An 18,595-nucleotide genomic window follows, 5' to 3' on the forward strand; every position below is an offset into this window, starting at 1 on the left:
AAATTGCACTCCTAAATTGATATAAACAAAATTCAACAACTGGAGTTACACAAAATGTTTGCCAACCAATTACAACTAGCGCGTGCTCTAGAGTTACCAACACGACAAGCCATGCTTTACCGTGAACCAGCAGTACAAAACTTTTGGATAAACAACACTGACCTAATTACAAACGCGTGGAGCGAATGGGAAGCAACTTCAATAGATAGCTCAACGTTTACGCTTGACGACACACTACTTGATAAAACCTACGCGAAGCAGTAAAGCAAGCATGGGAAGATCCATCAAAAGAGCTAGCCGTAAAAGCGTTATTACACGAAGTAGCGCCTGATGTGTTTCAATTTCAATTTTTTGATCCTGAGCGACTAGCAGTATTACGCGGATATTTAGAACAAGTATGGAATTCGCAAATCCCTATGCGCCCGCCATACGGCATAGTGTTAAATCGCCGTGGTGCCATGCTTGATAGCCGATCAGAAGGTTATTTAGCCGCGCCAAGCTTTCAAGCATTTTATAACGAAATACTAAACACTTATATGCGCCCTATTTCACGTATGCTGTTCTCGGAAGTTATGGGGTTTGATACACAAACATTTGGCTTTTCAATTTATTATGAGCCAAATACAGATTCGTCAATTCGCCCACATACCGACGCATCAGCTGTAACGCTTAACATTAACCTAAATTTACCAGGCGAAGAGTTTACAGGGTCACAAGTGGACTTTTATCACCCGTACACAGGTGACATTAAATCACTTACCTTTAAGCCTGGTACTGCCATGTTACATCGAGGCAATATTGCACACGCAGCCAAGCCTATTACCTGTGGCGAGCGAACTAACTTTGTATTGTGGTTGTATGGGGAGCGCGGTCGATTACCAGCACAAGGTGCTCCACGCATTCCTGTTGATGCTAAACAGCGCTGGACTAACCCAAACAAACCAAATGATGGTTATGCACCATTTTAAATAATCGCTTTTAAAGTTTTAAATACAAATGGCTGCCTAATTTAAGCAGCCTTATAAAAATAAAGCTCATCCAGTAACCAAGACGTTTTAAGTTTAGTAATATTAAAAAAACCGCCCTATTCATAATCTATATTGTCGCCACTTATAACAATAGATAACACAAATTTTCCGCCTTGCTTTTCTTATGTCCCAGTACTTCGCTTAACAAAGTACAAAATTTAGGGGGATGTCATGTTTTTTTGTATTTAATTGATAAGCCACTGTAATGCTTAAGTTGGTAATTTAATAAATTGTGCTATCTTTTTATTATCTACATTATAAAAATACGGGCTAACATGTTGTTCCGAGGTACTATTGCCATAGCAATATTGGCAACCTTTGCTGCAAATAAAACCTATGCAAACGACATTGACGTGCAATTTAGTGGTTTTGCATCCTTAACCCTTAGTTACACTGACGATTCAGATATTGGTTTTGCATCTAGTTATTCAAATGTGAACGAATCTGGTTTTTCAGCAACGCGTGATTCAATTTTAGGTGGTCAGGCTAATATATCACTAGCCAAAAATTGGGACTCTGTAGTTCAACTAGTAATACAAGATCATGCCTTTAAAAGCTTTGATAATTTTTTAGAGCTCGCCTTTGTACGTTATCGCCCATCACGTAACTGGGCCATCCGCGCAGGTAGGTTAAACAGCGACCTTTACTTACTGTCTGAGTACCCTTACGTCGGATACGCTTACTTATGGGTGCGCCCGCCTCATTCGTATTACTCATTTGCAAACATTGCAGGTAATTTTGATGGAATAGACGTTGAATACAGTAAAGCCATTAACGATGGCTTCTTACGCTTAAAACTCGCTTATGGTAGCTCCACAGCAAAGATACAAGCCTATAATGACGACTTTTTTATTGATTTTGATAACTTAACAACCCTTAGTGCAACCTACTCTTTAGATGCATGGACAATGCGTTTTTCGTTATCAAGGTCAAACTTTGGCGATTATAAACTAACCGCGTTGGACGAATTTATAACCGCACTCGATTTAGTACCACAAAGTGTATGGCCGCAAGCACAAAGTATATCTAACAAATTTAACACCAAAGGCAACAGCATAGAATACGCAGCCTTTGGCGTTACTTACGATAATAATAATTGGCTTATTCAATCTGAGTTAGGTATTTCAGAATCCGATTGGATAATAGCTCCATCTGTATTTAGCACTTATATTAGTGCGGGCTACAGAGTAGATGATGCAATATTTTACACAGGCTTTACGGCAGCTAAAAATCGCCATGATGTAGTTGAAGTAAACAGCCCTATTTTCCCACCAGGTACTCCTGAGCAGTTTTCAGTACCCATACAACAACTCGCGGTTGCCACTCAATCTTCAGTTCAAATTACAAATGTTCACCAGCACTCTATTAACGTAGGCGTAAAATGGCATTTTTCGGATCGTTTAGTATTTAAAGCGCAGTTAGACCGCTTTGATATAAAGCCTCAAGGTGCGGGGCTATGGAGCCTTAGCAATCCTGCTGATGCAAATAAAAGCAACAAAGTACATATACTTAGTCTAAATGCTAGTATGGTGTTTTAATGATGAGCCCTCGTAACTTTTTTATAACTGCATTGCTGCCCTTGTGCCTGCTTTTTATGAGCTTTTATGCTAAATCTACAGAGTTTGTAGTTGTGGTTAATAAAAGCAATGCGATTAACGCATTATCAAAACGAGAAATTATTGATATTTACATGGGCAGGTATTTAACTTTCCCTGATGGTGAGACATCAAAACCGCTTGATTTGCCCGCGCAATCAACATTAAAAAACGACTTTTACCTGCAGCTGGTCAACAAAAATGAGCAAAAAATAAATGCGTATTGGGCAAGGCTTTTATTTTCAGGGCGCGCAAAGCCACCCACGCCTTCAACATCGGTAGAAGACGCAATAAACAAAATAGCAGCATCACAATTTGCAATTGGCTACATTCCGCTATCGCAAGTTACAGATGCAGTAAAAGTGGTATACACATTTGATTAAAATTATTAGCCAAAAACTCTACATACGCGTCGCTATATCAATTGCGTTAGTTGCTATTGTTGTGTCTTTAGTCTCATCTATGCTCTCTTATTACTCAGGCTTTAAAGAGAAAAAAAACACAAATTACCTACTTGTTCAACAGTTAGCGCAAACAATGGAAAAAACAGCCGCCATAGCTGCTTATTTAAACGATAAAGAGTTAAGCCAAGAAATAATTAACGGCCTACTCAGTAACGATTTAGTGCAAGGCGCAAGCCTAGAAGGAGAAGTAAACCCTAAAGGAAAGATGGATTTATTTATAGCAAAAGGCTCTACTAACAAAAAAAATGAAGCTGTTTTAATTAAATTAGTTCACCCTTTTATAGAAGACACTTTTATAGGTGTACTCGCCATATACCCTGACGATAACTTTATTGAACAACAAGCACAGTCAGCGCTTATAAAAGAATTTATCTTAATGCTGATTCAATCCATTGTTATCGCATTTTTTGTATCGCTGGTAGTTCAGCGCTGGCTTACACAGCCTATTCAAAACCTAACCGACAGCTTTGCTAAAATAAATCCAAGCGAGCCAGAAACCCTTAAAATGCTAACCTTCAAGCAAGGCAAGCGGGACGAAATAAGCCGTTTAACCCAAGGTATAAATGCCTTAATGCACGAGCTACATTTAACTATTAGTAATGAGCAAACACTGCGTAAAAAAACTCAAGAGCTAGAAGCTAAATTTAGACTTATTTTTGAACAAGCCAGCGCAGGTATTTGTTTACTCGATGACAAAAACATTATCACCACCTTTAACCCTGCATTTAAGCATTATTTTACCGTACCTGGTGAAGAAGAATTACCAACCTTGCATTTTCCTGAGTTACTTAGCAATGTAGACGAATTACAAAGCCTACTGGCAGATATTCGCTCTGCTAAAAACCCACCACAAACCACCTTAGATGTAGAGTGTAAAGTTGGCTATAAAACGGTATGGTTTCATTGTTTGTTTGTAAGGTTAACAGACCAAAGAGATACCAAACGAAACCCCAAACAAGAGCAGCTAGTAGAAGTAATTTTACACGATGTAACCGAGCGCGCAGAACGCGAACAGCAAACCCGCTTTGAAGCCGATCACGACCCACTCACTGGCTTATTAAACCGACGCGCCGGTGAAAAACGCCTTAAAAAAGCACTACGTGAATGTATTAAACATAATGAACATTTAGTGCTTATGATGATTGATTTAGATAAGTTTAAACCCATTAACGACACCTACGGCCACGAAGCCGGCGACAAAGTGCTAATTGAAATAGCGCACAGATTTAAAACACTTTTTCATGAAAAAAACGATATGTGTATCCGCCTAGGCGGTGACGAATTTATTGTTGCAAGGCAAGTTAATACCTACAACAAAGCAACAACGCGTGAGCAATCCATCGCTTTGTTAAACGAGTTACAACAAGACATTTATATTTCACAAAATAAAACATGCGCAGTAGGTGCAAGCATAGGAATTGCAATAGCCCCATATGATGGTAATGAACTACATCAATTAATGCACAACGGTGATAAAACTCTTTATCACGTAAAAGAAACAGGCCGAGGGAAAGTTGCCTTTTATGACGATATAAAAAATTAGATGGCGTGAATTAGTAACTACATAGTAAATGCTATAATGTTTTTATGGCTTTCAAATAGTCTTTATTATAAAAGTACGCTGCTAAACCAAAGTAAATAACAGGACCAAAATAAGCGATTGGGAAGTGAGCATAAATACTAAGATAGATAATCGATAAAATAAAAAACAGACTCATGCTAAAGCAAACCACTGCCAAAAGCCTGCCTAACCAACATATAGATTGGGCTGCAATATTTAAAACAAACAAGCTAATAGCACCAAGTATTACATACACTAAAGTGTTTAAATCTTCCCCATGCGCTAAACCATCTTCGGTATAGTACATCATGTAATGAGCAAGCGGAGTCAGTGCTAATAAAGCCCAGAAACCATAACTGCTCCATGTTGATGAAACAAAATAGTTACTACCAATGTCAGGCGCAGGAAACGATGCTTTATATCTATTTTGGTTCATGTTTATTTTCCTTACGACACACTATAAAAAGCTACTTTATTTATTCATTTAATAACATAATTTTATTATCAAATTCAGATTTGCCATTTATTTGTTTACAAATTTTGTAAGAAATATTTTGAGATGACAAATCTAAAGAATGATCTTTTGAAGACTCATCTGATGTCACTTTTACTGAGCTTATTGATTTAATTGGTAAATATTTGTTATTAGAAAACTCATAGATAAAAAATTCTAAGTACTCTACACCACTTATTTTAGATTCAAAAAAACCGCGTAAAACAGGGATTCTGTAGTTACTATTGTTGCATTTTACATAGATGACAGAAATAAGTTCTAATTCTCTTGATGCTTGCCGATCCGCTATGACTTTAGGAGAGTCATTATTTGGGGAAGATAAAATATATTCTTGATCGTTTTTCTCAGTAAGCGTAAATTCACTGCTCAATGTATGCATTGGTAATAAACTAAAAACAATTGATATTGATATTGATATTGATATTAATATGTTAATAAACGTTACCTCTTATAATGTAATTTAAGCGCTTATAAACCTATCATAGCGTTTTTTTAAAGGTGTCTCTGTACTATATTAGTTGAAGGTTTAACTTCCCAATGAGTTTACGACGAAGGCACAACTTATTTCTATTAACTTTATTTTCTACTCGCATTTTTTGAACTAATAAAATTTTTTAGCACACCACTAAAAGATCAAGTGATAATTTTTAATATAAAAATAGCCAACAAGCGCAAACGTCGCATACAACAAAGATTTGAGAGTTGCGAACCAATTAGTTTTGAAATTTAACAACGTTATGATTACGCCTGATAGTAAAACACTACACCAAATAGCAACCACAATAAACGAAATAAACAAATCAATAACATCGCTTAAACCGTAAGCTTCACCCGCAACTTCGGGTACCTGATCATATAATTTTGAACGATAGAGAAGGCCTAAAAGTACAACAATGTAAATTGCAGCAAGACTAACGTCGAAAAACTTTTTAAATCTAAATTCCACTGACTAAATGACTCCAATCAAAACATAAATATTGGCTGTAAATAATTAACGTTTAGTCCTGAATTTATATACAGCCATAATTAAATTGTCTTAGATCGACTCGTATAGACCATGTTCATTCTCTTTGACAAGTATCATAAAATCTATATAAAGTGATACCACATTACCACTATTACCAACCCCTCAAAAAGCGGGATAAGCACCATCTCCAAATCCACTACTCGATATGACACAATCATTATTGTCTGTGATTGACACTAATTGAGGTTTTCCCTTTCGGCACCATCCATCAAAGGTTCTTTCTTTAGTAATTTGGCTTGCAACCATAAGACTACTTACATCAAAAATAGCTAAATTTCCGGCATCAACACCATAAACTCCGTTACCACTTGGCGTGTTAGCGGCATACCATTTTACTGGTAACTCACTATCGGATAACTTGACTCTTACCCACTACGCGATCATGTATTGTTACTGTTTCTTCAGCATAATCTCCAGGGGTTATCTTTCTTTGTAGTGGCTCAAAATCATAGATATCATAACCAAGATCTAATATGCCAATAATTCCTGAATTAGTACGTAAATTACCAATCTTTTTTAGCCTTACAACATCTTCATCTAACTGAGGTAGTTTAATACTTCGTCCTGCTTGAAAAAGTATATTTTCATTGAGGTCTATGTGTTCTTCTATATTTTTTTCTTTTTTTTACTCAAGCGTACAGATGATTCAGTTATAGAGATTAAAAAAAAGAATGCAAACAACCCGCCACACCATGTGGCAAACACCCAAATTGCCGGTTTAAGCTCATGCCAGGTATCAATATTAATAGTGGCAAAGTAAAACAGTCCTAATGAAATAAATGGCAATATGAACAAAGAGTAAAAAGCCCCCATAACAGCATGCATCAACACTTTCTGGTAAAAACTGGGTTTGCTAGTCCCCAAATCCACCAAACCAAAAACACATTGCGTAGCGATAAACAGACAAATAAACTGTAAAAAGCTCCAACCTAAAGCCGCCAATATAGCAATTAGTTGCATTTATATTCCCTTATTCATAGTAGTTAGACTATCTAAATGAATTTCAACTAGATGAACTGTGCTTTCATCTTCTAGAGTGATGAAGGGCTCATTGTTATCAAATTTTCTTATACTCAAAGTTTGCATTTGACTGTTGACCAGAGCAAAACCTTGATCATTCTCTAATATTCTCTTCGTTTCCCTACTATCGTTAATTGGAAAATAGTATTTACTAAATATAACATTTTCAAATGCTGAACTTGAAAAGCTCAACAGTAACGCAAGGACTATGAATATTCTATGCACTAGTAATTCCTTTTAGTAAGTTAGATATACCACATTAAAAAATATATTTTAAAAGTCAACTTCAAACTACATACGGAGATATGCCAATGTGATGTATCACTAACCCTTTAAAAAACCTTAGACATTCTCTTAATATTAATCAGGATTGTAAAACATATATAACCTTAAAAGAACATTGAACAATTAAGTTTTTGATTGCTAGAATGCCAACCTATTTTTCTATCAAGAGATACAATGGCAAATTTCAATACTCACCTTAATACTGCCGTAATCATCACAGGCTTAGCCTCAGCCACCTTATTATCTGCAGGACATATTGAATTAAAGGGCGCACTCTGGCTATGGTTTTTAGGCTCAATTGGCGGCTTATTACCCGATATAGATTCAGATAACTCCACATCACTCGATACTATTTTTAACTTATTTGCACTGAGCGCTGTATTACTGGTACTGCATTACATAACCACCGAGCTCATTATTACAATTAGTTTTGTTGAGTTAATAGTAGTGCCGTTATTGGTTTACGGATTTATGAAATACATTATTAGACCCATTTTTGAATGGATCACAGTACACAGAGGTAGTTGCCACTCTTTACTATTTATACTGTTATGCGCGCTATTAACAACTCAAGTAACATGGAAACTGAATAACCAATCAACCACACAAGCAGCCGTCTTTGCCTGGTTAACGGGTGGGTTTATTTTACTCGGCGGATTAATTCATTTATTGCTGGATGAAATTTACAGTGTAGATTTAAGTAACGTCACCATTAAACGCTCTTTTGGCACCGCTTTAAAAATAGCTGACTTCGATAATAAACTAATTACGCTAGCTTCAATTATTGCCATTGCAGGTTTAATCTATGTTGCGCCCCCTACAAAGCAAACTATTACAGCGTTAAGTGACTGGTCCCATTTTACGTTTTTATCTTAACGCCGTAAGTATTAAGCCGTTTAACCACATACTCAAAATTAATGCCCTCTTGATAATTAAGATAGCTAAACATTGATTTACTGAGAGGGAATTAGTCGCTGCACTTTTAAGAGCATAAATGGCTTGAATCAAAACAGTTTTACAATTTAATTTTGATTTAAAAAGCCAAAGCTTTAGCCTATTTATTATTAATTAATACTTTTATAGGTTTAAGTGAAATAATTAAATAGCTTTACCTGTCTTATAGGCTAAGTGTAAAAGCTAATTAGCTAAAAAGCTCCCTGTTTGACGTATTCAAACCTGTCGAATCTTTTTAAAGCATTAAATATAAAATTATAAGAGGTAAATAATGGAATTTACGAATAAACGCACCACTCTAATTACGGCATCTTTATTGTTGGTATTGGCGTTAACACAGGCTGTTTTTACTGCCCTTTACAGTGCAGAAATTAGTTTTTCAAGGCAGTATGCATGGGGACTAGAAGCCGTAGTTTTCACTCTACTTGTTGCCATTGCGGGTTCTGCTATGGTGCAAGCACAAAACGCTCAGCTAGGATGGTCGGCTATAACATTTAGCGCAATTCTTAACATAGTACAGGTAAGCATTGGCCTTACTTTGTTTTCAACATTTGGAAAAGTAGCGGGTGCCGTAGAAGGCGCACAACCTTTAATTGGTGGCGTGGTTTCTTTGTCATTCATGATTTACTACGCAGCTAAATTATTATTGGGATTAGCAGCACTTGTTTTTGGCCTGTCTTTTATCGCTAAAGGTGGCAAAGCCATTGGCGGGCTTACTGCCTTAGCAGGCGGAGTTGCAATGCTTGCCAATGGTATTTTAATCACCTTTGGCCGTGATGGGTTCCTTCCATCAGGTGTTGCTGGTGCCTCAGGTATGATTGCAACATTACTTTTAGCAATCTGCTTAATAGGCCTTAACCGTAAAGCTGACTAAGGTTTAACAGCTTACTAGTAATGTGCTTATTTAAATAAGTTATAAACATCGGCGTGTATTAGAGATCTAATTCGCCGATGTTTTACGTTTAAAGTGACGCCCACTTTCAACTTAAAGCGTTCGACTACAGCTTCCCAAGTTAATGCCCTCTTCGTAATCTAAAGGCTAATTCACAAAGAGGATATGAGGCGCTTCGCTTTTAGAGGGTAAAAATAGCTAATATCAAAACCTTTTAACCAATTTATGTTTTGATGTATGAAGTCAAGATTTGACCCCAATTACTTATCCCCGAAGAGTAAATTTGATTTTTAAGTTCAATTTGTTTTTCTGGTGCTAAACCATTGAGGTAAATTGATGGACAAAAACATGGGTTTTGCCTTTTTGAAATTTTTGACCATTTATTTGCCAAAAGAAGGATAGCTTCTTTGAGATCCGCTAGGTTTTCATGAGGGCTACAATCGATTAAAAAAAATCGTCTAAATGCTTCCATATTAAGGCCGCTTAATAAATATTCTTTTTTTACTGACTTTATATATGTAGTACGCCCCTTTCTTTTAATAAACCATGCATCAAAAATTTCATCTTTAACAGCTATGAGTTTTAGAAATCCTCTTTTTGACAAATACCTCTTATCCCTGTTTTGTTCCATCGATAATTTTTGTATAACTTTCAGTGCAGAATTATAATGATAAAACTCCGCTTCAGATTCTGAAACCTTTAATGTTTTAGCTATTTTCTTGATTATTAACTTATACTGATTTTCTATAGATGGCGCGTGAATATCTAACGTTAATATATCTAAAAACTCTTCTAGATCATTATCCGTAAGATTAAGCTCTTCATGAATACAATGAGTAACCTTTGTTTTTTACCACCATCAACTTTTTCAGTTTTACTATAAGTTAAGAAATTACTCTTGAGGCTTGCACATGACAACGAGTGTAATTTTTCATGTCCTGATTCATAATGACCATATAAATGATACTTAACATCGCTATTACGGTTGCCTGCAAAATGACGAAGCATGAGTATTATCGCTTTTTTTATAACAGAATGATTATATTCAGTTTTTGCGTAATACTTACATTGAATTGCACTAGTTTCATCTGCAGTAACAATGTCAATGTCTTCGATTCCTTCAATGCAAACTAATGCATCAGATTGCTCCTGCTGTAAAAGCTCAAGAATAGTTTTATCGAATTGATAAAAATACCCGGTAATTGTATCAATTGCTTCTCTAGTAGACATGAATGCTTATCCTTGCAAAAGGCTTTAACGCCATACTAATGGGCGCATAAATACCTAACTAAAATTAACGACGAAGGAGCACAAGCCAAGCGCTTTACGTCCTTTTAAGTAACTTCTAGCTTTACTGGTACGACCTAAGGACACCGTCTAAGTACCCTTGAGCAAATGCAGCCTGCACACTCCTATGCCTGACACTGCCCGCTTGACTATCTGGTAATGTCGAATAATCGATATTTACAGAAGGAGATCTTGATTGACCTTGTAAATATCCTAAATCATATGCACAACCGGCACACTTATGTCGTCCGTTGAATTTACTTTGATCATGAGGAAAGCGCTCAAAGTCAGGATTATATCTATGTTGATTTTGACAGGTCATAATTTTTTCACTGTTAATAATTTTTGGGGAAGCTCTAAAGCTAACAATTAATTGAGAACCAATTTCGGTGGTTGTAAAACCCCAAAACGGCGTATATTACGTTGTTCGATAATTACACCAAACTACTCGTTTATAATCAGACAATAACAATTCCTACTCAGTAGCCTTTGTTATTTAACCCCATAACGACTTTTAATTATGTTATGGCGCAAACCTCGCGGCACTGTATTTATATACAGTACACAATAAAACCCATCTTAAATTTAACCTTTAACTAATCGATTTATGAAATTACCACTCATCTTGGAACCTTGTATCGTTCTCACAGGGATCACCATCCCTATCGCCATCCATTTTTGTGTTCGGGCAGTTATTTATAAAAAAATACTGCCTCTGCACGGGAAGTCATTTGGCTACAGTGCTGCCTGCCGTCGCAGGTAAAATTTTGCGTGCTTTTTGGAATCACGATTTTTGGGTATTGCTCATCAAACGTAGCTAAATCGGCGTTAGTAATAACAGGTGTGTGGTTATTAAATTGCTCGTTACTTTGATAATGGTTGTATTTATTTAACGCGATAAAGCCAAGTACGGCGATAATGCTAATTGAGGCAACTTTGCCTAAAAAGCTGTCGGTAAAATTAGATTTAGCAACACGATGATGGTTTGATTTTTTAGGTGTTACTTTAAGTGCAGCTACGCCTTCAATTCGGCAATTTACCGCTTTGGTTTTACCATCGGGCTGTGTAGCCACTTCAAAATAAATGATGTCGCCCACTTTAGGCTTGCGGCTCATGTGTTTGAGCGCTGAAATGTGTATAAAGGTGTCGTGCGCTAGGGTGTCTGATTTAATAAAACCAAAGCCCTTTTCGTCATTCCACGCTTTTAACAATCCTTTGTTCATGTATTTACCTGTGCTGATTAAGCTGCGATTACGCAAATTCCATTTAAGTTAAGAATGGTTAGTATACGTTCCTAAATTGCTACCGCGCAACCAAATATTCATATTAGGTTAATTTAAACACGCCAATTAGTTGGCAAAACACTTTACCATATAGGGAAAATACCGAGCTTTGATGTTTAAAATGCAGCAATAAAATAGCCTATTTTATTTTATAAATTACGGCCATTTGTCCTTTATTCTACGACAGCTAACTTTTGCCAGTCGATTAGCTTAACAGCTTGTTTACACACGGTTTTGTTATTAGTTATTTCTATCTGAATTAAGCGTTTTTAGTGTGATTTTTCATTCGTTATTTACTTAATTTATCTATACAATCCACACCTTATTTTTACGCACGTATTTTAAGTGATTATCTCATGCTATTAACGATTGTTTATATTATTGGTATTACCGCAGAAGCCATGACAGGCGCACTTAGCGCAGGACGGATGAAAATGGATTGGTTTGGCGTAGTGCTGGTAGCCAGCGCCACGGCAATTGGCGGTGGTAGCGTGCGAGATATATTACTAGGCAATTACCCGCTTACATGGGTACAACACCCAGAGTATTTATTAATTACCTGTATTGCCGGCATTGTAACTACATGGCTGGCTAAATGGGTGGTTAAATTTAAAGGCATATTTATGCGCCTAGATGCCCTGGGTTTAGCTGCCTTTAGTATTATTGGCTGCCAAGTGGGGCTAAATATGGGCCTGCATTACGGTATTTGTGTAGTGGCTGCGGTTGTAACGGGTGTTTTTGGTGGCTTACTGCGTGATTTAATATGTCGCCAAGCGCCGCTTGTACTGCACAACGAGCTATACGCGAGTGTATCGTTACTTGTTGCCTGTTTATACTTAGCGCTACACCATTACAATATTGACGATAACATCAGCATTATTGTAAGCCTTGTTGCAGGCTACTTAATACGTATGGCGTCAATACGCTTTAAGTGGCGCTTACCTACCTTTAGTTTATTAGAGCAGCACGCTAAATAAAAATAAGCTTTAATACAAAATAAGGCAGGTAATATACCTGCCTTAGTTAATATAACTATTAGCGTATTAATTTAATGCCCGCTTACATCACTTAACGCGGTTTTTAACCCGCTGTTATTTTGCTTAAGTACGCTAAAACTGCCATCGGTTTCTAGCACTACAGCGGCTACATCTTCTATGGCTAGTATACCAGCGCCACGAATAGCGGCGCGAATTTCTGATTTTGTTACCCGCTGCGATTTAAGTGCAGCCGTGCAGTATTCACCATCACTCAGTAACAGCGTAGGCTTTGCTTTTATGAGCGCTGCAAATTTTGACGAGCGCACACTAAGCCACGTAATAATATATTGCAGCCCTATTAATACTACAAAGGCAAGTATGCCGTCAGCTAACGGAACACTTTTTGAAATAATAACAGACGCCAATATAGAGCCCAGCGCAATGGTGACTATAAAGTCGAAAACGTTCCACTTTGAAAGCGTACGTTTACCCGATACACGCAGCCAAAACACCAGTGCAATATAACCCAGTATGCCTATTGTAAGTACACGTAATAACCCCTGAATATCATCGTAAAACATAGTGGTTCCTTGCTATTAAAGGTGGTAATTAGCTTTTACTTATAACCCTACATGGCGCTAAGTTAAATAACGATGAATAAAGTGCCTGCATCTACTTTGTTAGTTGTTTTACAAACTTAATTTTACTTAGCTCTGTGCTTTGATTATCAACGTAGCCACAAACATGATAATCATTGGTGATTAGCATAGTCAGCATTTGAGGAAACCGGTTCATCGATTTTACGTGTATATCGGTAAAGCCTTGTTCATAAGCCCACTTTTCTTGTTGGACAAGTAATTTTTTAGCAATACCTAATCTACGATAGTTAAAATGCACTCCACCAAGCCAACTATAAAATTGTGTATTAGATAGCTCATAGCCAATTTTAAAACCAACTAATGTATCTTCTTTATGTGCTACTAATATCAATGTTTTTTTGTTTTCTAAACGGTTACGTAAAGTGTCACTATCAATGGCTGTTAGTAGTTCAGGGATATATTCACTTACTGCGGTTACATTATCAATTGTGCCTGTGGTTATTGTAATAGGCATGTAATTCCTAGCTTTATAATTGCGCCTAAAAGCCCTTTTAAAATCAGGTATATAATAAACATCATAGAGTTATAGGCTAGAAATGTTCCAAGCTACAACTTACGATAATTTCTAATTACAAATCTTCAATTGCAGCTTTTATTTCATCATAAAAAAAGTCACCGAAACTGTTTGCCAAAATTTTAATTTCTTTGTGTCTTTTGTAAGATAAGCTGGTTTCTACAACGGGGGAATGCTTTTTTGAATCCGATAAGTGTAAACTGAACAAAGGTCCATAACCTGAGGCTTTTATATATATCATATTATTTGAAATATCTGTTCGCTTTCGAGCTGATTCCGTCGCAAAAATAACACAGGGTATTTCACCCACGTCTAGCCCAAACTGAGTTAAGCCATAAAAGGATTCGCCTTCAAAAGATAACGAACCATAGATTCCTAAGAAATATTTATAATCTAAAGGAAATTCTAAACCTAAACGACTTTCAGCATCAGTTATATCTTTATCAGAAACCCCGCCTGTGAATAAAATCTCCTCACCAGTGCTTTCCATCATTTTGATAGCTAATTTAACTTTCTCTATCGACATATAAGCTCACTAAATAAACTCACGAAGTACACTCCCTCATCTGGCAAAGAATATTGTTGACAACAACGCTCGCAAAACCATTTTAAATCGTAATGCTCAGATGTGATGCCGATAATGTACGGCCTTGGATCAATTTTGTTATGTATAGAGGTAGAATCATGTAAATGACTACATACCTTTTCATTTAGATTAATAGTAAAGTTAAATTTTTTTCAAGTTTCATCTGCTACTTATAAGTTTAAAGCCTAATAAACCGTTACAAAACTTAATTATAATTAAATAAGGTACTACATGTATTTATTAATGTTAAATTAAAACTCAATCAAATTTAGGACGAAGTTTTTCTCTCATTGCTAACATGTTATTTGGTGTAATAACCCACCGTTTTTGATCATCAAATTCAAAATCTATTTTAAAACGCTTTGTTTCATTTTCCATTTGAAAAAGCAGCTGATTGAACTTCTTACCGCATTGCTGGTAAATATCTTCTCTTAGTTGCTCCAAAGCATTACCTAATAACAACCGATCTTCTTCAATTGAAGCAGTAGCAGGTCGTACCCTATCGCCGGTGTATAAAAACCCCGAATTAGATATGTGCCCTTCACCAAATTCAAATATGAAGGTAAATTCAGTCCACGTATTTTCTAGGACTTTTTTGCAGCGTAGAAATAGCTCAGCTATGTTCATTAATATATCTTGTTTAATGTTAATAATAACCCACTTATAATATCTTCATATTAAAAATAAAACCTAGCATTATACTAAGTCACTCATGATAGGGCACTGTTTAAGTCAATCAAAATTTATAATGCCAAAATTAACCCTCTCAATATAAAACTTACCCTACTTTACATTTACACTTTATAAACAATTAAATTTAAGCAATAAAAGCTTTATATACTAATTTTGATACACCACTAAAAGCAATACTACCAAAAAGCACGAAAGCATAAATAAAAATAATTGCTCCAGCTGATGGATCATTTCTTTTTTCTATCTCAATGCATAATGAGCACACCACAATAAAAATGAAAATATTAAATACAACACCAAAAATATAAGCACTGCCTAATAGTGGTAATGCACCGACCAATATAGCACTTATAAAAAGCAATGAGCCTGAAAGTGAATGTTTATCAAACCTAGCTTCAATTATTTTTATTGTTAGTGTACTAAGCATTAATATTAAAAAATAAAGTGTGGGCCAGTATTTTTCGTAATAAGAGCTATTACCGTTTGTTGAGTTACGTTCGGAAAAACTAAAATCTATTAGCCAATAACATAAACCAAAGAACATTAGCCATGAAAACGCAAAACCCGTAAGCTATTTAAAATCTACATTTCTTTTTGCTTTGCGTTCTACTATTTTTGCTAAAATAACGCCTACTATATTTACACACATTAAAAGGCTAAATGCATACCAAAATGTTTCCATGTAAAAATATGCAAAACTAGGTGTAATAACCAGTAGAGCAAGATTAATCTTCTCATCGTTTTTATCATTTGAGCTTTCATCTAGCTCTATATCATCTGTAAAAAGGGCAAGATAAATAAACAAAGGTTGTAAAAAAGCATTAAAATGCATGTATTTAGTAGAGACATTAATCGTCCTTAACTTTTATGTTAATACAAAATATACACTGAGCGTGCATTGAAAAATTTAGGTAAGAAATTAAAAGGTAGCTTACTTTTAAATCATGAAAAATTAAATCGGTATCGTTTTTAAACTTTTAAATCCTACATTGAACATTTACAACTCGCTATATATAAAAGATAACATTTTTAGCGAATCGTCTGACTCTTATAGTTTTACGTTTAATACTTAAATAAAAGAAGACAAAATATACAATTATTTATATCTTGTTACTACGTGTACTTTTGGTAATTTCGTTCTTTATAGCTAAACGAGAGCTTTTAATATCTTTGAAAAAATTATATTGATATTGGATGAGTTCTTGGTATTTTTGCCCTTTAATCAAGAAAAAAGAAAACAACATTAAAGCCATATTAATAGCTGAAGCAATATGGTAGCCATTGCCTTCAATAACAAAAAAAGATGGCAAACATATAAACGCTAAAAAAAGCGCATAGTATTTTAGTATATTTGTACAAATAAAAGAGCCGCGACTTGCTTTAAAGTTTAAGAGGCAAAACACTACCCCAACTGAAAATAAAATACCTAACAGCCATTCAGGGCTGGTATTGAGGTATTGTGTTAATAAGGTCATCCCTGAGTAGGCCGTCCCTAAAAGTAAAAGAATCGTTACTAATAGAAACCTAATTAAAAGCTTCCATGGAGGTAACAATAAAACCTTCATATCGTTTTGAGACACTTATTCACCTCTTAAATGATGCCATTCACACAGACACTCTAGTTACACCAATCTGAAAAAGTGCCAGCTATTTGAATTGTTCCTCTATTGTTATTTACCTAGGTATCAATTGCAGGGCCAGATTTAAAATATGAGCCCGTGCCTGGCCAATAGTAAGCCCCACTTAAACTTTTACAAAGTACTAAGTAAACAGGCGCTGAGTTAAATGTCATATCTTCACCTTTCTCAACTAACATTTCAAATGAGATTTGATTATAAGAATCACCTTTAAAAGTAGTAACTACATCAGCAGTAAATACATACTTTTGGGAATCATCAGCTTCTTGAAAAACGTCTACTCTAATAATTGTTACTTTAGCTAAATAATCTGTACTTTTAACCGCTTTTTTAAAGCCATCAAGCTCTAATAAATCAATATGCTGAGCTTTAGTACAAAAGCTAAAGCTCATTGAAAAAATGTACGCAATCAGCGCTTTTAATTGGCTAAAAGTTTTCAATAGAAGCTAATTTGCTAATCGCAGTGGTGTTACAAACCCAGTATTTTTTTTTTGTCACTCTTTTGTAGCGTAACTGTTTTTTCATTTGTGAGTGTATCGAATTCCTCACTACTGTAATCACTCAATGTAATTTCACTTCCTTCTTTTTTAAAAACCAAACTGTGTTCAATAGCTAAAAAACGATGATAGCTCGACTTTTTTACATTATTGAGCTCCGTTGAATCAATAACTGAGGCTTCATTTATAGTTAATTTATCTAAGTAAAATTTACTACCTACTTTACTTACAATCAACTCCATAGGTTTAGGCTCACTAGCATTACATTTAAATATAACTTGCGAAGCACCTTGAGCTGCATTACATGACGCAATAAAACAAAAGAGGTTAATCTGAAGAAGCTTATAGAGGTTACTTTTTATCATGCTTTTTAAATACCCTCAGTAGTTTAATATTATAGTTATTTAGCAAAGACACTACTTAATGTTTAACTGATACACCTAATAAATCAAAGTTATAAAGCGTAACTGAATCGATAGAGTGTTCTTCAACTAACTTAGTGTTTTTTACGCTAATAACCCCTTCATCAATACTAATATTGCTTACATTACTGCTCAAAGTGAAATTAGGGAGTGCGTATAGCTCTGAGTTGATGATTTGATATCCCTTTAATACTTGCAATTTATTACCTGCATAATACTTTATTAATGCATAATAATTTTTGTCTTGTTCCAGCAGTGTTATTTCTGGCGTGTGGCCTCTTAATCGAGTGGCAATAAAAGGGATCCCTTCACTAAAAGCCAAAATGTAGGTATCACTTGTAGGCAAGCAAATACCTGACTTATTTTTGTGGAGTAATTTAACTTCTTCAAACTTCAATGACTGAGATAGCCCTGTTTTGTCCTCAATTTTTATAGGTTTAAATACTTTCATATTTAAACACTCTGACGCCAAAGCGGTATGACTTATCGTAAGTAATAAAGCACAAATTAAAGCTTGTGTAAGCGTTATAAGCTTTAGCAGTTTTTTTAGCGAGGTTTGTTCAGTCTTTACTTCATTCAACCTGTAAGTAGTAACCCTTTTAACAGATTGAATCATTCTTGTTGGTGACATTGAAAAGTCCATTTTTAACGTTATTTTTTTAATTACAATTTTTTAGTGGTAAGTAAGTAAGTAAGTAAG

At 35.4% G+C, this 18,595-nt stretch carries 21 protein-coding genes and 3 pseudogenes; 7 read left to right on the forward strand and 17 right to left on the reverse strand.

The genetic code is table 11. The annotated features are described in order from the left end of the window. Positions 1–54 precede the first annotated feature (54 nt). The 4 genes and pseudogenes from H5117_RS03575 to H5117_RS03590 all read left to right on the forward strand — a co-directional run bounded on the left by H5117_RS03575 (position 55) and on the right by H5117_RS03590 (position 4,630). Positions 55–968 (forward strand): annotated as a pseudogene (locus tag H5117_RS03575) (2OG-Fe(II) oxygenase family protein). Positions 969–1,303: 335 nt separating this feature from the next. Further along, positions 1,304–2,566 carry a hypothetical protein gene (locus tag H5117_RS03580; protein WP_182736175.1) on the forward strand — a complete coding sequence of 421 codons (1,263 nt, stop codon included), beginning with the start codon at positions 1,304–1,306 and terminating at the stop codon, positions 2,564–2,566. After that, positions 2,566–3,006, forward strand: coding sequence for a hypothetical protein (locus tag H5117_RS03585; protein WP_182736177.1), 441 nt, complete (start codon positions 2,566–2,568; stop codon positions 3,004–3,006). The genes H5117_RS03580 and H5117_RS03585 overlap by 1 nt, the downstream gene beginning before the upstream one ends. Beyond that, positions 2,999–4,630, forward strand: a complete 1,632-nt coding sequence (locus H5117_RS03590) for a sensor domain-containing diguanylate cyclase (RefSeq protein WP_182736179.1) — start codon at positions 2,999–3,001, stop codon at positions 4,628–4,630. The genes H5117_RS03585 and H5117_RS03590 overlap by 8 nt, the downstream gene beginning before the upstream one ends. Positions 4,631–4,661: 31 nt before the next feature. On the opposite strand, the gene H5117_RS03595 is transcribed toward H5117_RS03590, so the two are convergent. From H5117_RS03595 to H5117_RS03610, 4 genes and pseudogenes are all read right to left on the reverse strand, one after another. Continuing rightward, positions 4,662–5,084, reverse strand: coding sequence for a hypothetical protein (locus tag H5117_RS03595; RefSeq protein WP_182693800.1), 423 nt, complete (start codon positions 5,082–5,084; stop codon positions 4,662–4,664). A gap of 40 nt (positions 5,085–5,124) precedes the next feature. After that, positions 5,125–5,532 carry a hypothetical protein gene (locus tag H5117_RS03600; RefSeq protein ID WP_182736180.1) on the reverse strand — a complete coding sequence of 136 codons (408 nt, stop codon included), beginning with the start codon at positions 5,530–5,532 and terminating at the stop codon, positions 5,125–5,127. 759 nt (positions 5,533–6,291) lie between these two features. Continuing rightward, positions 6,292–6,498: pseudogene (locus H5117_RS20625) on the reverse strand (DUF4241 domain-containing protein); the annotation flags it as partial. A gap of 297 nt (positions 6,499–6,795) precedes the next feature. Further along, entirely contained in the window at positions 6,796–7,149 is a 354-nt protein-coding gene (locus H5117_RS03610) for a hypothetical protein (RefSeq protein ID WP_182736182.1), read from the reverse strand. A 519-nt stretch (positions 7,150–7,668) separates the two neighbouring features. Here H5117_RS03610 and H5117_RS03615 point away from each other — a divergent pair. Together H5117_RS03615 and H5117_RS03620 are read left to right on the forward strand one after the other, a co-directional pair. Continuing rightward, positions 7,669–8,370 carry a metal-dependent hydrolase gene (locus H5117_RS03615; protein WP_182736184.1) on the forward strand — a complete coding sequence of 234 codons (702 nt, stop codon included), beginning with the start codon at positions 7,669–7,671 and terminating at the stop codon, positions 8,368–8,370. A gap of 349 nt (positions 8,371–8,719) precedes the next feature. Further along, entirely contained in the window at positions 8,720–9,322 is a 603-nt protein-coding gene (locus H5117_RS03620; RefSeq protein WP_182736186.1) for a thiamine biosynthesis protein ThiC, read from the forward strand. 241 nt (positions 9,323–9,563) lie between these two features. On the opposite strand, the gene H5117_RS03625 is transcribed toward H5117_RS03620, so the two are convergent. The 3 genes and pseudogenes from H5117_RS03625 to H5117_RS03635 all read right to left on the reverse strand — a co-directional run bounded on the left by H5117_RS03625 (position 9,564) and on the right by H5117_RS03635 (position 11,850). Then, positions 9,564–9,971 carry a hypothetical protein gene (locus H5117_RS03625; protein WP_182736188.1) on the reverse strand — a complete coding sequence of 136 codons (408 nt, stop codon included), beginning with the start codon at positions 9,969–9,971 and terminating at the stop codon, positions 9,564–9,566. A 161-nt stretch (positions 9,972–10,132) separates the two neighbouring features. Then, the gene (locus H5117_RS03630) at positions 10,133–10,570 is read right to left on the reverse strand and encodes a hypothetical protein (RefSeq protein WP_182736190.1); all 438 of its coding nucleotides are present in this window, start codon (positions 10,568–10,570) and stop codon (positions 10,133–10,135) included. Positions 10,571–11,240: 670 nt separating this feature from the next. Then, positions 11,241–11,850 (reverse strand): annotated as a pseudogene (locus H5117_RS03635) (cold shock domain-containing protein). 416 nt (positions 11,851–12,266) lie between these two features. Here H5117_RS03635 and H5117_RS03640 point away from each other — a divergent pair. Then, positions 12,267–12,887, forward strand: a complete 621-nt coding sequence (locus H5117_RS03640) for a trimeric intracellular cation channel family protein (RefSeq protein ID WP_002961255.1) — start codon at positions 12,267–12,269, stop codon at positions 12,885–12,887. Between the two features lie 71 nt (positions 12,888–12,958). On the opposite strand, the gene H5117_RS03645 is transcribed toward H5117_RS03640, so the two are convergent. The 10 genes from H5117_RS03645 to H5117_RS03690 all read right to left on the reverse strand — a co-directional run bounded on the left by H5117_RS03645 (position 12,959) and on the right by H5117_RS03690 (position 18,346). Then, on the reverse strand, positions 12,959–13,468 hold the full coding sequence (locus H5117_RS03645) for a DUF421 domain-containing protein (RefSeq protein ID WP_182736191.1): 510 nt from the start codon (positions 13,466–13,468) through the stop codon (positions 12,959–12,961). Between the two features lie 91 nt (positions 13,469–13,559). Further along, positions 13,560–14,000, reverse strand: a complete 441-nt coding sequence (locus H5117_RS03650) for a GNAT family N-acetyltransferase (RefSeq protein WP_182736193.1) — start codon at positions 13,998–14,000, stop codon at positions 13,560–13,562. A gap of 115 nt (positions 14,001–14,115) precedes the next feature. Further along, on the reverse strand, positions 14,116–14,586 hold the full coding sequence (locus H5117_RS03655; protein ID WP_182695921.1) for an SMI1/KNR4 family protein: 471 nt from the start codon (positions 14,584–14,586) through the stop codon (positions 14,116–14,118). A gap of 318 nt (positions 14,587–14,904) precedes the next feature. Continuing rightward, entirely contained in the window at positions 14,905–15,273 is a 369-nt protein-coding gene (locus H5117_RS03660; RefSeq protein WP_182736194.1) for a hypothetical protein, read from the reverse strand. A gap of 190 nt (positions 15,274–15,463) precedes the next feature. Further along, positions 15,464–15,883, reverse strand: a complete 420-nt coding sequence (locus H5117_RS03665) for a hypothetical protein (protein ID WP_182736196.1) — start codon at positions 15,881–15,883, stop codon at positions 15,464–15,466. Between the two features lie 27 nt (positions 15,884–15,910). Further along, positions 15,911–16,171 carry a hypothetical protein gene (locus H5117_RS03670; RefSeq protein WP_182736197.1) on the reverse strand — a complete coding sequence of 87 codons (261 nt, stop codon included), beginning with the start codon at positions 16,169–16,171 and terminating at the stop codon, positions 15,911–15,913. A 268-nt stretch (positions 16,172–16,439) separates the two neighbouring features. Beyond that, on the reverse strand, positions 16,440–16,919 hold the full coding sequence (locus tag H5117_RS03675) for a hypothetical protein (protein ID WP_182736199.1): 480 nt from the start codon (positions 16,917–16,919) through the stop codon (positions 16,440–16,442). A gap of 98 nt (positions 16,920–17,017) precedes the next feature. Then, entirely contained in the window at positions 17,018–17,416 is a 399-nt protein-coding gene (locus H5117_RS03680) for a hypothetical protein (protein WP_182694530.1), read from the reverse strand. Positions 17,417–17,445: 29 nt separating this feature from the next. Next, positions 17,446–17,838, reverse strand: a complete 393-nt coding sequence (locus H5117_RS03685) for a hypothetical protein (RefSeq protein ID WP_182736200.1) — start codon at positions 17,836–17,838, stop codon at positions 17,446–17,448. A 55-nt stretch (positions 17,839–17,893) separates the two neighbouring features. Further along, the gene (locus H5117_RS03690; protein WP_182736202.1) at positions 17,894–18,346 is read right to left on the reverse strand and encodes a hypothetical protein; all 453 of its coding nucleotides are present in this window, start codon (positions 18,344–18,346) and stop codon (positions 17,894–17,896) included. Between the last annotated feature and the right edge of the window lie 249 nt (positions 18,347–18,595).

It is taken from the genome of Pseudoalteromonas sp. SG45-1 (assembly GCF_014164135.1).
Lineage (GTDB): Bacteria > Pseudomonadota > Gammaproteobacteria > Enterobacterales > Alteromonadaceae > Pseudoalteromonas > Pseudoalteromonas distincta.

Bases quoted from the DNA above. Each gene is read 5' to 3' on its own strand.
- H5117_RS03640 (WP_002961255.1), top strand. From the start codon at position 12,267: ATGCTATTAACGATTGTTTATATTATTGGTATTACCGCAGAAGCCATG.
- H5117_RS03620 (WP_182736186.1), top strand. From the start codon at position 8,720: ATGGAATTTACGAATAAACGCACCACTCTAATTACGGCATCTTTATTG.
- H5117_RS03660 (WP_182736194.1), bottom strand. From the start codon at position 15,273: ATGAACATAGCTGAGCTATTTCTACGCTGCAAAAAAGTCCTAGAAAAT.
- H5117_RS03645 (WP_182736191.1), bottom strand. From the start codon at position 13,468: ATGTTTTACGATGATATTCAGGGGTTATTACGTGTACTTACAATAGGC.
- H5117_RS03585 (WP_182736177.1), top strand. From the start codon at position 2,566: ATGATGAGCCCTCGTAACTTTTTTATAACTGCATTGCTGCCCTTGTGC.
- H5117_RS03650 (WP_182736193.1), bottom strand. From the start codon at position 14,000: ATGCCTATTACAATAACCACAGGCACAATTGATAATGTAACCGCAGTA.
- H5117_RS03580 (WP_182736175.1), top strand. From the start codon at position 1,304: ATGTTGTTCCGAGGTACTATTGCCATAGCAATATTGGCAACCTTTGCT.
- H5117_RS03665 (WP_182736196.1), bottom strand. From the start codon at position 15,883: ATGTTCTTTGGTTTATGTTATTGGCTAATAGATTTTAGTTTTTCCGAA.
- H5117_RS03615 (WP_182736184.1), top strand. From the start codon at position 7,669: ATGGCAAATTTCAATACTCACCTTAATACTGCCGTAATCATCACAGGC.
- H5117_RS03595 (WP_182693800.1), bottom strand. From the start codon at position 5,084: ATGAACCAAAATAGATATAAAGCATCGTTTCCTGCGCCTGACATTGGT.
- H5117_RS03610 (WP_182736182.1), bottom strand. From the start codon at position 7,149: ATGCAACTAATTGCTATATTGGCGGCTTTAGGTTGGAGCTTTTTACAG.
- H5117_RS03655 (WP_182695921.1), bottom strand. From the start codon at position 14,586: ATGTCGATAGAGAAAGTTAAATTAGCTATCAAAATGATGGAAAGCACT.
- H5117_RS03670 (WP_182736197.1), bottom strand. From the start codon at position 16,171: ATGCATTTTAATGCTTTTTTACAACCTTTGTTTATTTATCTTGCCCTT.
- H5117_RS03690 (WP_182736202.1), bottom strand. From the start codon at position 18,346: ATGAAAGTATTTAAACCTATAAAAATTGAGGACAAAACAGGGCTATCT.
- H5117_RS03625 (WP_182736188.1), bottom strand. From the start codon at position 9,971: ATGGAACAAAACAGGGATAAGAGGTATTTGTCAAAAAGAGGATTTCTA.
- H5117_RS03630 (WP_182736190.1), bottom strand. From the start codon at position 10,570: ATGTCTACTAGAGAAGCAATTGATACAATTACCGGGTATTTTTATCAA.
- H5117_RS03685 (WP_182736200.1), bottom strand. From the start codon at position 17,838: ATGATAAAAAGTAACCTCTATAAGCTTCTTCAGATTAACCTCTTTTGT.